Origin of the sequence: Paraprevotella xylaniphila YIT 11841, from assembly GCF_000205165.1 — a bacterium.
Taxonomy (GTDB): Bacteria; Bacteroidota; Bacteroidia; order Bacteroidales; family Bacteroidaceae; genus Paraprevotella; species Paraprevotella xylaniphila.
Map to the genome: position 1 here is coordinate 118,491 of NZ_GL883886.1, position 14,020 is coordinate 132,510.

Annotated in this window: 12 protein-coding genes; 7 read left to right on the forward strand and 5 right to left on the reverse strand. The window is 47.8% G+C overall.

Annotated features, from left to right (window positions below):
- A partial coding sequence (locus HMPREF9442_RS16555; protein WP_216593094.1) for a hypothetical protein occupies positions 1-343 on the forward strand: 343 nt, incomplete at its 5' end.
- A gap of 869 nt (positions 344-1,212) precedes the next feature.
- Here the strand turns inward: HMPREF9442_RS16555 and HMPREF9442_RS13875 are convergent.
- Positions 1,213-2,334, reverse strand: coding sequence for a lipid II:glycine glycyltransferase FemX (locus HMPREF9442_RS13875; protein WP_008629797.1), 1,122 nt, complete (start codon positions 2,332-2,334; stop codon positions 1,213-1,215).
- 509 nt (positions 2,335-2,843) lie between these two features.
- On the opposite strand from HMPREF9442_RS13875, the gene HMPREF9442_RS13880 reads away from it, so the two are divergent.
- The 4 genes from HMPREF9442_RS13880 to HMPREF9442_RS13895 are packed head-to-tail and all read left to right on the forward strand — an operon-like array spanning position 2,844 to position 6,454.
- Positions 2,844-4,079, forward strand: coding sequence for a quaternary amine ABC transporter ATP-binding protein (locus tag HMPREF9442_RS13880; RefSeq protein ID WP_008629800.1), 1,236 nt, complete (start codon positions 2,844-2,846; stop codon positions 4,077-4,079).
- 20 nt (positions 4,080-4,099) lie between these two features.
- Positions 4,100-4,915, forward strand: coding sequence for an ABC transporter permease (locus tag HMPREF9442_RS13885; RefSeq protein ID WP_008629803.1), 816 nt, complete (start codon positions 4,100-4,102; stop codon positions 4,913-4,915).
- Between the two features lie 25 nt (positions 4,916-4,940).
- Positions 4,941-5,813 carry a glycine betaine ABC transporter substrate-binding protein gene (locus HMPREF9442_RS13890; protein WP_008629806.1) on the forward strand — a complete coding sequence of 291 codons (873 nt, stop codon included), beginning with the start codon at positions 4,941-4,943 and terminating at the stop codon, positions 5,811-5,813.
- Positions 5,804-6,454 carry an MgtC/SapB family protein gene (locus HMPREF9442_RS13895; protein WP_008629808.1) on the forward strand — a complete coding sequence of 217 codons (651 nt, stop codon included), beginning with the start codon at positions 5,804-5,806 and terminating at the stop codon, positions 6,452-6,454. The genes HMPREF9442_RS13890 and HMPREF9442_RS13895 overlap by 10 nt, the downstream gene beginning before the upstream one ends.
- Positions 6,455-6,557: 103 nt before the next feature.
- Here the strand turns inward: HMPREF9442_RS13895 and HMPREF9442_RS13900 are convergent, their stop codons facing one another.
- The 4 genes from HMPREF9442_RS13900 to rsmA form a co-directional block, all read right to left on the reverse strand.
- On the reverse strand, positions 6,558-7,133 hold the full coding sequence (locus HMPREF9442_RS13900; protein WP_008629809.1) for a site-specific integrase: 576 nt from the start codon (positions 7,131-7,133) through the stop codon (positions 6,558-6,560).
- Positions 7,134-7,197: 64 nt separating this feature from the next.
- Positions 7,198-9,009 carry a DUF349 domain-containing protein gene (locus HMPREF9442_RS13905; RefSeq protein WP_253271121.1) on the reverse strand — a complete coding sequence of 604 codons (1,812 nt, stop codon included), beginning with the start codon at positions 9,007-9,009 and terminating at the stop codon, positions 7,198-7,200.
- Between the two features lie 112 nt (positions 9,010-9,121).
- On the reverse strand, positions 9,122-10,048 hold the full coding sequence (locus tag HMPREF9442_RS13910) for a magnesium transporter CorA family protein (protein WP_008629813.1): 927 nt from the start codon (positions 10,046-10,048) through the stop codon (positions 9,122-9,124).
- A gap of 184 nt (positions 10,049-10,232) precedes the next feature.
- On the reverse strand, positions 10,233-11,084 hold the full coding sequence (rsmA, locus tag HMPREF9442_RS13915; RefSeq protein WP_008629815.1) for a 16S rRNA (adenine(1518)-N(6)/adenine(1519)-N(6))-dimethyltransferase RsmA: 852 nt from the start codon (positions 11,082-11,084) through the stop codon (positions 10,233-10,235).
- 61 nt (positions 11,085-11,145) lie between these two features.
- Between rsmA and HMPREF9442_RS13920 the strand changes: the two genes are divergently transcribed.
- Both HMPREF9442_RS13920 and HMPREF9442_RS13925 read left to right on the forward strand, forming a co-directional pair.
- Complete coding sequence (locus HMPREF9442_RS13920; protein ID WP_008629817.1) at positions 11,146-12,162, forward strand: lysylphosphatidylglycerol synthase transmembrane domain-containing protein; 1,017 nt, start codon at positions 11,146-11,148, stop codon at positions 12,160-12,162.
- A gap of 32 nt (positions 12,163-12,194) precedes the next feature.
- On the forward strand, positions 12,195-13,655 hold the full coding sequence (locus HMPREF9442_RS13925) for an aminoacyl-histidine dipeptidase (RefSeq protein ID WP_008629819.1): 1,461 nt from the start codon (positions 12,195-12,197) through the stop codon (positions 13,653-13,655).
- The last annotated feature ends 365 nt before the right edge of the window (positions 13,656-14,020 follow it).

Consider the following 14,020-nt stretch of genomic DNA (forward strand, 5'->3'; position numbering starts at 1 on the left):
TCCTGTTTTTCCAGGTTCGAATCCTGGTAGTCCAACACGAGGCTTTCCTCATTTCGGGGAAAGCCTTTTTTGTGCGCGGTGGTTGGTTCCGGGGCGATGTGAAAATGGTATTCTTTTCCCTCACAGGGATTTTTCAAAAAAGCTCCTTCATCTTTCAGGTCTTATCGTAAGTCTCTTAAAAACAAGTTTGTTGTGCCCTGAAGGATGTACCGGCCATCTTTCAGCCGAAGGTGTCTGCATACCTTACGGAAGACGGGAAAGGCTCTTCCTTAAAAGGGCTTTTTTTCTGCGCCAAACGATTTTTCAATCTCAGCCAAGCGATTTTTCGTTCTGCGCCAAATGATTTTCCGCTTTCAGCCGACCGGTTTCCTGTTTTCATCCTGAAGGAAGGCTGAAAGATGGATGTTCTATCCTTCAGTTATTGTACGTGTTGGAACACAGTGTGTTATCGTTCGGGCTGAAAGATGAAGCCATTTTTCTGAAAACTCTTGGGAGAGGGGGATACAGGGGGCACGTCAAGGTGTGGGGGGGGATAGGATTTTATGGTGTGGCTATGTTCTTTTAACACTTGTTAGGTAGAAACGCCGTTTCATGTTTCGGGCTGACGGAATATGCCTGAAGGAAGCTGTTTGGGAAAAAGAAGCCTGACGCGTGGAGGCGGCAGGCTTTGAAATCAGAAGGCTTCGGTGATGGCTTTGAGGATTGTAATCAATGGGCACCAGGCTTTCTGCCCGATTTCAATCTTTATCCTTTTGGCCTTTATTCTCATGTGGCATACGGAGTAAATATTAGTTTAAGACGGGGCTTCCCCTGCCGGCCAATCTGTAAGAAGACGCTTAGTCGGCCTCGGCATCTAATATGTGGAGTAGGGTGAATCCTTTTCTTTGTTATGGAATTCACACTTTCCGTGTTTTCCCGTTGGTGCCTTGTATGACATTAAATCCTTATGTACGGGTGGGGAAGAATACAGTCATCAATGGAGAAAGTTACCTTTCTGCTGCTGAAAAAGAAAATGAACTTTATTCGTTTTTCAATCTATCGCAAACCGTATTTTTCCATCTTTTTATAAGGGTGATATTTCAGCAATGCTAAAATTCTGGTATCCATCGCTGATCTTATACCATACAAAGAACAACATATTAACGAATAATTAAATGAGGATGAACTGTAAAACATAAACCGTGACTTCTTTACCGATTATAATGAATACTTTTAAGGTTGGTAATATCCCTGCATGCTCATTTCCTTTGCCGTAAAATATTGATACTTATCCTCTTCTAGAGGATAGTCCCAACATCCCAATTGATGATAGATTTCTCCACCAAAACCATGTTTGAACTTATAAAGCCCGTACATGGGATGTGAGGCATCGGCATACGGAGCGATACCGAACATATCATACTCCAAGCAGTTGTGCTCACGCGCCAACTGTATTGCTCTCCATTGCAAGGCATAAGTGGGCATTAGGTTGCGGTGAGATGACGAAGAGGCTCCATAGAGGTAAGTAGCCCGATGGGATGAGAACACCAAGAACATCGCAGCCAACGGAGTGTTGTCATGATAGGCTATGAGTAACTTTACATTCACTTTGGGGTCGTCACATTCCATCTTTGAAGCAAATATGGAATGGAAATACTGAATATCGTTCAGGTGAAGCCCGTTACGGAAAGCAGTTTCTTGATAGAGGCTATGCCAAATCTGTAATCCTTCGATTCCTGCCGAACGCACCTCTACTCCGTGTTTCAGTGCCAAGCGGATGTTATAACGTGTCTTGGGTTTCATCCGTGCAAGTATTTTCTCTTCATCGGTGGATAAATCAAGTACAATGGTATTGGCCGGCAGAATGTTGGTGTTGGCTTTACGCAGGTTATGGCAGCAAGTGCCATAGTTGAGTTTTATTTCTTGAAACTCTTTTTGGGGAAGTCCTACCCATCGGCCTGCTTCGTCAAAATCATCAGCTTTGCACCAATGGCTTTTCCAATTGAGGTCATAACGCAGGGCTATGCAATGCTTGGGCAGGAAAGAGCGAAGTGATTCGGAAAGTTCTTCCAGAAAAGTACCTTGATTTTCTTCTGATGGTTCTATCTCGGGGCCATAGGGCAGATAAGCGATATAATCCTCACGGTTGAGATGTTGAAAGAACATAATGAAATCGGCTTGAGTGTACGCATAACCTCCCACGTGGGTGTAAAGGTCACTGTTGCGCACGCTGTAATCGAAAGCGCAGGAACTCATGCCAAGCTGTTCTTTTACTTTCGACCAAAAGGAAGTTTGCTGAACAATGGGCGTACTATAAGCATCTGTAATCTCTTTGGGTTCCAGTCGGATATTCATTTGTGAAATAGTTTTTTGTGCTCTTTCAGATGATGAAACAAACAGAGCGAATTAACAAAAATGCAAAATTAGCCTTTAAAAGTTTGACAAGCAAGGAAAAAACGACAAATACGGGTTATTTGCCATCTTTTGCCATTTGTTGAAAAATATTAAGAATTTATCCATACTACGTATGGGGCTGTAAAAGTCCCGGATGCTAGCCAATAACGTTTGTTTAACCGTATGTTTTTAGTATCTTTGCAAATACATCGTGCAACAAAAGCCTTTAGAGGGCAGAATCATCGGGACAATTCTTAGTTGAAAACAGGTCCGTTTATCTCACATGATTCAGACTTATTAGTATCGCCCCTATTGTAGTTGTTTTCTGAAACAATAAAAAAGAAATGATTGTTATTCCGTATGGAATGACAATCGAATTCCAGTGTGTCTATTTGCTTATCAAATAGACATTCAACTTGTTTTGTGTTTAAGCCGAAGAAAAGATTAACGAATGAAAGAAAGGTTTGTTTATGAATGAAAAAAAGAAAATAGAAGTGATGAAACTCTACCTTATTTTCGGTCGTGAACGGAACAAAGCGTTCAAAATGCTGATGAAAGGAAAGAGTAAACAGGAAATCAAAAAAGAAACAGGATGCACTGTCGCTGTAAATGGAGCCAACTTTACCATCAACGAAGGTGAGATATTCGTCATTATGGGGTTAAGTGGAAGCGGAAAATCCAGTTTGTTACGTTGTATCAACCGGCTTAATAAACCCACCTTTGGGGCAATTGCGGTCGATGGCAAGAACATCGTCACCATGTCCGATGAGGAACTGCGTGCCGTCCGACGCAAGGAACTGGCTATGGTATTTCAGCATTTCGGCCTGTTGCCTCACCGTACCGTGTTGCAGAATATTGCTTTTGGACTTGAGCTGCAAGGCATAGGTAAGGAAGGGCGCGAACAAAAAGCACTGGAATGCATGAAACTTGTAGGGCTTGACGGCTATGAAAATCAGATGATAAACGAGCTTTCAGGCGGTATGCAACAACGTGTCGGATTGGCACGTGCTTTGGCGAATGACCCTGAGGTGTTGTTGATGGACGAGGCTTTCTCGGCCCTGGACCCGTTGATCCGGGTGCAGATGCAGGACGAGCTGCTGGCCTTACAATCAAAAATGAAAAAGACCATCGTGTTCATTACCCACGACTTGGAAGAAGCCATCAAGTTGGGTGACCGTATCGCTATCATGCGCGACGGTGAGATTCAACAGATTGGCACCTCGGAGGAAATCCTCACGGAACCCGCCAATGGCTATGTACAGAGTTTTGTGGAGAATGTGGATCGCAGCCGTATCGTCACAGCCGCTTCGATTATGGTGGACAAGCCTCTGGTGGCACGTTTGGGTAAGGAAGGACCGGAAGTGCTCATACGCAAAATGAAGGAGCGTAAACTTACCGTACTTCCCGTAGTGGATGCGGGCGGTATTTTGCAAGGCGAGGTTCGGTTGGGAGATCTTGTGAAATTGCGTGAAGCGAAGGTGAAAGACATCGCTTCGGTCATAAAAAGCGAGGTTCATTCCATTACCGCAGACACGGTGGTGGAAGACATCCTTCCGCTGATGACCAAGACCAATTCGCCGATCTGGGTGGTGAATGAAGAACGCGAATTTGAAGGAGTGGTTCCACTTTCATCGCTCATTGTGGAAGTGACCGGCAAGGATAAGGAAGAGATAAACGACATTATCCAACAAGCAATTGATTTATAATACAAAAAACGATATATACAATGATAGATATAGGATGTTATATAGAAGCAGCCATCGAATGGCTGGCCGAGGAAGGCGCGTTTTTTTTTGATGCGTTGAATGTAGGCGTAGAAAGTTTTATTGATAGTTTCCAACTGGCATTGTACGCTATCCCGTTTTATGTTTTTATTCCACTGACCGTTTCACTGGCTTGGTGGAAAGTAGGTAAAGGCATGGGGGTTTTTACTCTTCTGGGACTGTTGTTGATATGGGGTATGGGATTTTGGGAGGAAACCATGCAAACGCTCGCCTTAGTGCTTTCCTCCACTTGCATGGCTTTGCTGATAGGAATCCCACTCGGCATTTGGGCGGGAAAAAGTGAACGCTGTAACCGGATGCTCCGTCCCGTTCTGGACTGTATGCAGACCATGCCCGCTTTCGTCTATCTGATTCCTGCGGTATTGTTTTTCGGATTGGGTACGGTTCCCGGTGCTTTCGCCACCATCATCTTTGCCATGCCTCCGGTGGTGCGGCTTACGGGATTGGGCATACGGCAAGTACCTAAAAACGTAATAGAAGCTGCCCGATCGTTCGGAGCCACTCCCCGCCAATTACTTTTCAAGGTACAGTTGCCCTTGGCTTTACCCACCATACAAACCGGCATCAACCAGACCATCATGATGGCACTTTCCATGGTAGTGGTGTCTGCCATGATTTCAGCCGGAGGCTTGGGAGAAGTGGTACTGAAAGGCATCACACAAATGAAAATCGGACTCGGCTTTGAAGGCGGCATTGCCGTTGTGATACTGGCTATTATTTTAGACCGTATTACCCAAGGTATCGCCCAAAAGAAATAATCATCATATTTAGCACAATGAATTTATGAGAATATTCAGATTTATCACAACCATTATCAGCAGTACCTTGATGACATCGTGTGTCATCAACCCCAATAAAATAAGCATCGCTTATCCTAACTGGGCGGAAGGTATCGCAGTGACCCATTTAGCCCGTGAAATTCTTGTGGAACAAGGTTTTCAAGTAGAACTGCTCAATGCGGATATCGCCCCGATATTCACCTCGCTTGCACGTGGAAAGACGGATGTGTTTCTTGACAGTTGGCTTCCCGTTACGCATAAACCCTATTTTGAAAAATATCAGGGAAAATTTGAAATATTGGGGCAGGTGTTCGACAGTGCCCGTATCGGTCTTGTGGTACCGGCTTATGTCCCCATTAACAGCATAGAGGAGCTGCCGGAGTTCACAGAACGTTTCAATGGGGAAATAGTAGGCATTGATGCAGGCACGGGTATCATGAAATGTACGGAAACGGCCATACCAACTTACGGACTGGATTACAAACTGATGATTTCAAGCGGTCCGGCCATGACTGCGCTTCTTGACAAGGCGATTAAAAAGAAAGAATGGATTGTAGTAACCGGATGGCCCCCCCATTGGATGTTCGACCGTTACGAACTTAAAGTATTGGACGACCCGAAAAATATCTATGGAGCCTCGGAATATATCCGGGCGATTGCCCGTACCGGATTCAGCAAGGAACATCCATTCGCCGCAGAACTGTTGGGGAATATTCATCTTACGGACCGGCAAATCAGTTCACTGATGAGTGCCATTGAGCAGACAAGGGGAACGGAACGCGAGGCTGTAAGGGAATGGATAAAACAAAACAGAGCTTTGGTGGACAGTTGGATACCCAAAGACAAGGAAACGAAAATATATAAACGATGGATATGATTTTAGAAATAACACTTAGATTATTTGTAGCTCTTCTTTTAGGCGGAGTCATAGGAATAGAGCGTGAATATCGTTCAAAAGAAGCCGGATTCCGTACGCATTTCTTGGTGGCATTGGGTAGTGCTCTTTTTTGTATTGTATCACAATATGGTTTTGGCTTTGGTTTAAAAGACTCATCGAGAGTAGCGGCACAAGTGGTTTCCGGTATTGGTTTCCTTGGAGCGGGAACAATTATTTTTCAAAAGAATGCAGTGCGCGGTCTGACTACAGCCACCGGATTATGGGTAACGGCAGCTATCGGGTTGGCCTGTGGAACTGGCATGTATATAGCAGCCGGCATAGCTACAGCCATGGTGCTTTTCGGACTGGAAGTTATGAATTCCTTTATTCCGACTGTCGGAACTACTACGGTGCAACTTACCTTTACAGCTACTAAGAAAGAGAGCGTGAAACGTGTGGTCAACCAGATAAAGGATGACTGCATTGAACTTTATTCTTATGAACTGCGTGACCGTCGTACCTCACAAGGTGAAATCTTCGAGGCCAACATTGAGATGAAGGTTAAACGCGGTAATCACAATGAACGACTTATCGATTATATGGATGAATTTGATGATGTTACTATTTCAAGTATAGAATAAAAGCTGATTATCACTTCCAATTGGATCATGCTTGTATTTATGTAACAAACAAGTGCCGGATATATCTATACAATATGTAAAACAGGAATAATAAACGATTTAACTATTTGTTTTTCAATAAGAAATGAGAATTTGAATGTCTTGCGCAATGCGTGGTCAGCGGTATGGACAGGCCGAGCTGTTGCCCGATTTTCTTCAAATCCGCTACGTCCGACTTTTTCAGGTAGGCCATGTCCACGAACGGCATCTCACGGGTGAAGAAACTGAACATGAAGATGTCGCGGGCGAAAGCTGCCTGCGGCAAGCCGGACAAATCCATGCGGTAGATTCGTGATATGTCCTCTTGCCGGAGTGCCCGTTTCACGGTCTTGTCCACTCCGGTGTAGACGTGCCGGAACGGATGCCGGTCGGTGGTCAGCCCTTGTTCCACAGCCAGATTGTAACAGGTGCGGAACTGCCGGACGTAGAATGATGACGTGTTGCGGCAGAGACCTTGTTCCTTCAGATGGCTTTCATAACGTTGCACGAGGTCGGAGGTAACCTCGTCGTAACCCAAATCGGCATGATTCCGGAAACGCTTGAAGCTGTTCAGGGCGGTGAGGCAAGTCTCTGCGCCGCGCGTCCGTCCTGCGCTCCGCAACATTAGGCTGTGGCGGAGCATGAATTCAAAAACTTGCATAAAAAAAGCCGCGTCCGAAGTAAAATTCCGGATGCGGCAAATTGTTTTTAAATGGTTTGTCCTTTTATTCAGCCTGGGCTGCTTTGATTTCCTTGTCGATGGCGGCAATCTTTTCGCTAATCAGGTTCAATTCGTCTTTCAACTTCTCCATCTTCTTGTTCATTTCGTTGAGGAGGCTGCTGCCCTTCTTCGAACTGCAAGTCAGGAAGCCCAGGTTGTTCTCGTACGTCTTGATTTCGCTGCGTTTGCTCTCGTAAGCCCGTACCAGGCGTTCCCGTTCGCGGGACAAGCCTTGTCCGCCTTCTTTGGCATCGTTCTTCAAGTTGTTCTTGAAGTTGTCCAGACGGCGGCGTGCGGCTGACATGTTCAGGGCCTTGAACAGTTGGTCTACCGTTTCGTGGTAAGCCTTATAGATTTTGTCTTTCTCCTTGAAAGGCACGAAACCGATTTCGTTCCATTCCTTCATCAGCTCTCTTACGGCATCCTGTTTGTTTTCTTCCTCGTTGGACTCCAACAAGGCTTTCAGCTTATCGATGACCTGTTCCTTCTTTTGCAAGTTCTCTTTTTCCTCCCCGCGTTGGGATGCCGTGTTCTTGCCCTTCTGTTCGAAAAAATAGTCGCAGGCACCGATGAAACGTTGCCAAAGAGATTCGGAATGCCTTTTAGGAACGGCACCGATGGTCTTCCATTCCTTCTGTATCTGCATGAGCTTGTTGGCCGTGGCTTTCCAGTCCGTGCTGTCTTTCAGTGCCTCGGCCTTTTCGCAGAGTTCCGTTTTCTTGGCCAAGTTTTGAGCCTGTTCCTCTTTCAGGCGTTTGAAGAATGAAGCCTTTTCCGTGAAGAAACGGTCGCATGCGCCACGGAAACGCTCGAAAATCTTCACGTTCATCTTTTGAGGGGCGAAACCAATGGTACGCCATTCCTTTTGCATCTCGATGATTTGCTGCGTCTGTGACTCCCATGCAGCCGCCGTCTTGATGGCGGTCAGGTCGATGGCTTCTATTTTCTCGCAGAGTGCGGTCTTGTGTGCCAGGTTTTCTTCTTCTTTCTGCTTCAGCTCCTCGAAATATTGTTGGTGGCGTTTGTTCACGGCGGTGGAAGCGGCTTTGAAGCGTGCCCAGATTTCTTCGCGCAATTCTTTCGCCACGGGTCCCGTTTCCTTGAATTCCTGATGCAAGGCTTGCAACTGTTGGAAAGCTGATATGACATCGGCTTCTTCGTTCAGCTTTTCCGCAGCTTCGCAAAGGCGTGTTTTGATTTCCAAGTTCTTCTTGAAATCGTATTCACGGAATTCGTTGTTGAGTTTCAGCTGGTCGTAATATTGCTCTACGTACAACTGGTAGGTTTTCCACAGCTCGTTGGCTTTTTCTGCCGGGACGAGTGTCAGTTCCTTCCATTGGTTCTGGAGTTCCTTAAACTCCTTGTAGGCTTGGTTGGCTTCCTCCGGTGTGGCGCTCAGGGTCTTGATGCGTTCCAAGATTTCCTGCTTTTTCTGCAGGTTCTCTTCTTTCTGCCGGTCCAGTTCGGCCTGCAATTCAGCTCTTTTTTGCTTGATGACGTTCATGGCCGCCTTGAATTCGTCCTCGAGCACATTCGGTGCCGGAAGGAAAGCTTCTGGCTCGCCTCCGTTTTCGATGAATTGCGCACGGGCTGCTGCCACGTTTGCCTTATGTATTTTGTAGAAGGCCTGCTTCAGGGCATCCAATTCCTGTTTCTCGGCCGGAGCGTCGGCTTCGGCCAGTTCCTTCACTCGTGCAACGACTTCTTCCTGTGTTTGCGGCACTTCTATCGTTTGATTTTCCGTTTCGTTCACTTCTGGTGTTACGTTTTCTGTTACGTTCTCTTCCGTCTGGAGAGTTTCTTGAGAGTCCATCATGTTACTTGTTTTAGTATCTGATTCGGTTTTACTATTCATTTAATCGGCACAAATTAAGTATAAAAAACGGTGGAAACCTAAAAAATCTCCTGTTTTTTTACTTTGCCCGGCTTTAAATCCATGTTTTTCGCTTGAAATACCATACGAATGCCACTGTAATGCCCACGGTAAGCATCAAAGCCACCGGGAATCCCCATGCCCAATTCTCCATGCCGTTGACCAGGTTCATGCCGAGTAAACTGGCGATGAGCGTGGGAAACATGAGGATGATGGAAATGGACGTCAGCATTTTCATCACGCCGCTCGTGTTATTGTTGATGATGTTGGCGTAAGTGTCCATCGTCGAGTCGAGGATGTTGGCATAGATGGATGTCGTCTCGCGTGCCTGGCTCATCTCGATATTGACATCCTCGATAAGGTCGGCATCCAGTTCGTCCACCGGAAGTTTGAACTTCAGCTTGGAGAGCAACGTCTCATTGCCTCGGATGGAAGTGATGAAATAAGTCAGGCTGTCTTGCAGGCGCGACAAGTTGATGAGGTCCACGTTGTCCACGTTACGATCCAAGTGTTGCTTGGCTTTCTCGATGAGCAGGTTGATTTGCTTCAGCCGTTTCAGGTACCACACGGCAGACGAAAGGAACAGGCGGAACACCATGTCTACGGAGTCGGTGAATCCCAATCCGCGTTTTTGCTGGTAGCTCACGAAGTCAATCATCATGTTCGTCTCGAAATTGCACACGGTGATGCACACCTCTTTGTTCAGGATGATACCGAGGGGTATGGTCGTATAAGGCGTGCGCGAGCGTACTTCTTTCACGTAAGGGATACGCAGGATGATGAGTATCCAACCGTCGTCGAACTCATAGCGGGCACGCTCGTCGGTATCGGCGATGTCCATTAAAAAGTAATCGGGGATGTGGAGCGTATTCTCCAGATAATCTATATCGTCCTGAGTCGGACAAGTAACTTGCACCCAACAGTTGGGTTCCCACTTTTCGAGCGTGCGCAGGCCGCGGTTTGTATTCCAGTATGTTCGCATGAATAAAAATCCTCCATAATTATAACGGAACGGAGGCAGCTCCTTGCAAACCTCTGTCCTACTTAGTTCATATTTTCCGCGTGATAATCGTCCATTTTAAATAAATACTCTGATAAATTGCGGTGCAAAGATACGATAAACCGCTTGAAGTTACAAATAAAAAAACGGCTTTGAGGCCGTTTTTTTATATCTTTTCTCCGGAGTATGCCGTTTCGGAAGTTTCCCGCGTTATGGCATTGGTCAGATTGATGAAATCGGCCACGGATAATTGTTCCGGGCGGCGGCCGAATATCTCGGCGGAGAGGAATTCGGCGTGGTCTTTAGGCAGCCGCCCTTCCTGCCGTGCCTTGTGGTCGGCATCGGCCAGCACGGGGCGGATGGAGTTGCGAAGCACTTTGCGCCGTTGGTTGAATGTGGTTTTCACTACCTGTTTGAAGAGCCGCTCGTTGCAACCTAAGTCCGTCGTGGAGTTGCGTGTCATACGGATGACCGCGCTCTTCACCTTGGGGGGAGGATTGAATACGTGTTCATGCACCGTGAACAAGTATTCCACGCTGTACCATGCCTGGATGAGTACGCTCAGGATACCGTAGGTCTTGCTGCCCGGACCGGCGGCAATGCGTTCCGCCACCTCTTTCTGTATCATGCCCGTACAGCAAGGGATGAGGTCTTTGTAGTCGAGCATCTTGAAGAATATCTGGCTAGAAATGTTATAAGGGTAGTTGCCCGTAAGCACGAACGGTTGCCCGCCGAACGTCCGTTCCAGGTGCATTTTCAGGAAATCGTCTTCTATGATGTTTTCTTCCAACTGGGGGTAATTGGCACGTAGGTAGGCCACGGATTCGAAATCAATCTCGACCACTTTGACGGGGCGGCCCTTGCCGACGAGGAACTGGGTCATGACACCCATGCCCGGCCCTACCTCGAGCACCGGGATTCCGGGGCAGGCATCTACTGTATCGGCGATGTCCTGTGCGATTTTCAGGTCTTTTAAAAAATGCTGTCCGAGAAACTTTTTGGGCTTGACTGTCTTCATTGTTGTTTTTTTGTTTTATTTTTGTGGATACAAAGGTAATCAAAAATAGACAGAGACGGCATTGGAAACTTCTAAGATCATTCGTCATGCGTTAAAAATAGCCTTCCCCTTGGCGTTGGGAGGCTTGATTTTGTGGTGGATGTACCGTGATTTCGACTGGAACGGGCTGTGGGAGGCTTTGAACGACGGGATGGATTGGACGTGGATGTGGCTTTCCATGCCTTTCGGTGTGTTGGCGCAGGTGTTGCGTGCCGTGCGTTGGAGGCAGGCATTGGCTCCGTTGGGAGAACGTCCGCGTTTGTCTTCGTGCGTGCATGCCGTGTTTCTTTCATACGCTTCCAGTCTTGTGGTGCCCCGGGTGGGGGAGGTCTTGCGTTGCGGTGTATTGAAGAAGTACGACGGCACTTCTTTTACGAAATCCTTGGGGACGGTGGTGACGGAGCGCATGGTGGATTCCCTGTTGATTTTGTTATTGGCTGCTTTGGCAGTCTTGCTGCAGGTCAAGGTGTTCATGGTGTTCTTTGCCGAGACGGGAGTAAGTTTTGAAGAACTGGCCGGACGCTTTTCTGCAGCCGGTTATTGGGTCACGGCAGCTTGTTTGTTGGTCGTGTTGGTGTTTCTTGCCGTTTTGGCCAGGCGGTTGGCGTGGTTCAACCATACCCGCAATTTGCTTCGCAATATTGTGGACGGAGTGTTTTCTTTGCGCAATGTCCGCCATATACCTATATATATAATGTATTCCTTGGGGATATGGCTTGCCTATTTCCTGCATTTCTATTTGACTTTTTATTGTTTTTCCTATACTTCGGGGTTGGGGGCTATGGCCGCCTTGATTGCTTTCGTGGTCGGCACGTTTGCCGTCTTGGTACCCACGCCGAATGGTGCCGGGCCGTGGCATTTTGCGGTGAAGACCATTTTGGTGCTCTACGGCGTATGTGAGCCGGATGCTGTCGTGTTCGTGCTCATCGTGCATACGTTGCAGACCTTGCTTGTCATGTTGTTGGGCTTCTATGCTGCCGGGGCATTGGCTTTTACCCGTCGGATAGGCCAGGAGGAAGCAGGGGGTGGAAGAAATTAAATCAGATTGTCAAACCATAATAATAGGTTGTTATGAACGAGATTAAGAACTTGGAACCGCAGGTGGTATGGAAGAATTTCCATGCATTGACACAGGTTCCGCGTCCGTCAGGACATTTGGAAAAAGTACAGCAATTCCTGTTGGATTGGGCGGCAGCCCATGGTATCGAGGCTTTCAAAGACGGTGGCGAAAACATCGTCATGCGCAAACCTGCCACACCGGGCATGGAGAACCGTAAGAAAGCCGTCATGCAGGCCCACATGGACATGGTGCCGCAGAAAACGGCAGAGAGCCGGCATAATTTTGAGACCGACCCCATTGAAACCTATATCGACGGCGAGTGGGTGAAAGCCAAGGGGACGACCTTGGGCTCGGACGACGGAATGGGCGTGGCGGCCATCATGGCCGTGATGGAAGACGAGAGCCTGGAGCACGGCCCGTTGGAGGCATTGATTACAGCCGACGAGGAAACTTGCATGTACGGGGTCAACCATCTTGCGTCCGACACGTTGACGGGCGACATCCTGCTGAACTTCGACAATGAGACGATGGGCGAATTTGTGGTAGGAAGTGCCGGAGGAGTGAACGTGACGGCATCGATTGCTTATAAAGCCGTGGAGGCAGACCCGGCAGACGTGGCGGTCAAGGTGACGGTCAAAGGGTTGCGCGGCGGACATTCCGGCTTGGAGATTTGCGAGAACCGTGCCAATGCCAACAAACTGATGGCGAGGTTCCTGAACATGGCCATCCGCGAGAACGAAGCACGGTTGGCTTCGTGGAAAGGCGGCAACATGCGTAACGCCATACCTCGTGAGAGCGAAGCTGTAGTGACGGTACCGGCGGATGATGTGGATGAGTTGCAAGGACTGGTGGATTATTGTGCGGACATGTTTGCCGAAGAATACCGTGGCGTGGAAGAGCACATCGTGATGACGATGGAGCGCGTGGATATGCCTGCGGTTCAGGTGCCGGAAGAGATTCAGGACAATGTGCTGGATGCCATTGTGGCCTGTCACGACGGTGTGCTCCGTTACATCCCGTCCATCCCGCACATCGTGGAGACTTCGTCCAACCTGGCGATTGTCAACGTGACACCGGAACGTGCGGAAGTGCTGATTTTGGCACGCAGTTCGAGCGAGAGCATGATGGACTATGTCGGGACCATGTTGGAAAGCTGCTTCAACATGGCGGGCATGAAGGTGGAATTCAGCGGTCGTTACGGGGCATGGCAGCCTAACTTCGATTCGCAGATTACGGCGCAGATGGTGGAAATCTATAAGGAGATGTTTGGCGAAGAGGCGTTGGTACAGGTCGTGCATGCCGGTTTGGAGTGCAGTCTTATCGGGGAAGTATATCCCGATATGGACTTGGTAAGTTTCGGTCCTACGCTCCGTTCGCCGCATACGCCGGATGAGCGTTGCCACATCCCGTCGGTGGCCAAGTTCTGGGATTTCCTGAAGGAGTTGCTCCGCCGGATACCGGAGAAGGCGTAAATAAGCGGAATTTTGCATAGGGAAAGGGGATGTGTCGTGCGGGCATGTTCCCTTTTTCCATGCGGCCATGATGGGCTTTGGAGATTACGGGGGCATGTTGCGGAGCGGATGTCTGCATCGCTTTGTCCGGATTTCTTGTTATTCTTACGTGTATCTGTAAACAGCTGTTTTTTAGTTGGTTGAATGCATTAAAAAGTTCTCCTTAGATTCGATAATCAATCTGCGCCAAACGAAAAATCAATCAAAGGAGACTGATTTTTCGTTTGGCGCAGAACGATTTTACCACTTCCTCACTTCTCGTTTTGTCGTGGATTTTCAGGTTTTTGGGCTTTGGGTATGGGTGAATTGGAGAACCAGTTGGTCTG

Bases quoted from the DNA above. Each gene is read 5' to 3' on its own strand.
- HMPREF9442_RS13875 (WP_008629797.1), bottom strand. From the start codon at position 2,334: ATGAATATCCGACTGGAACCCAAAGAGATTACAGATGCTTATAGTACG.
- HMPREF9442_RS13880 (WP_008629800.1), top strand. From the start codon at position 2,844: ATGAATGAAAAAAAGAAAATAGAAGTGATGAAACTCTACCTTATTTTC.
- HMPREF9442_RS13885 (WP_008629803.1), top strand. From the start codon at position 4,100: ATGATAGATATAGGATGTTATATAGAAGCAGCCATCGAATGGCTGGCC.
- HMPREF9442_RS13890 (WP_008629806.1), top strand. From the start codon at position 4,941: ATGAGAATATTCAGATTTATCACAACCATTATCAGCAGTACCTTGATG.
- HMPREF9442_RS13895 (WP_008629808.1), top strand. From the start codon at position 5,804: ATGGATATGATTTTAGAAATAACACTTAGATTATTTGTAGCTCTTCTT.
- HMPREF9442_RS13900 (WP_008629809.1), bottom strand. From the start codon at position 7,133: ATGCAAGTTTTTGAATTCATGCTCCGCCACAGCCTAATGTTGCGGAGC.
- HMPREF9442_RS13905 (WP_253271121.1), bottom strand. From the start codon at position 9,009: ATGATGGACTCTCAAGAAACTCTCCAGACGGAAGAGAACGTAACAGAA.
- HMPREF9442_RS13910 (WP_008629813.1), bottom strand. From the start codon at position 10,048: ATGCGAACATACTGGAATACAAACCGCGGCCTGCGCACGCTCGAAAAG.
- rsmA (WP_008629815.1), bottom strand. From the start codon at position 11,084: ATGAAGACAGTCAAGCCCAAAAAGTTTCTCGGACAGCATTTTTTAAAA.
- HMPREF9442_RS13925 (WP_008629819.1), top strand. From the start codon at position 12,195: ATGAACGAGATTAAGAACTTGGAACCGCAGGTGGTATGGAAGAATTTC.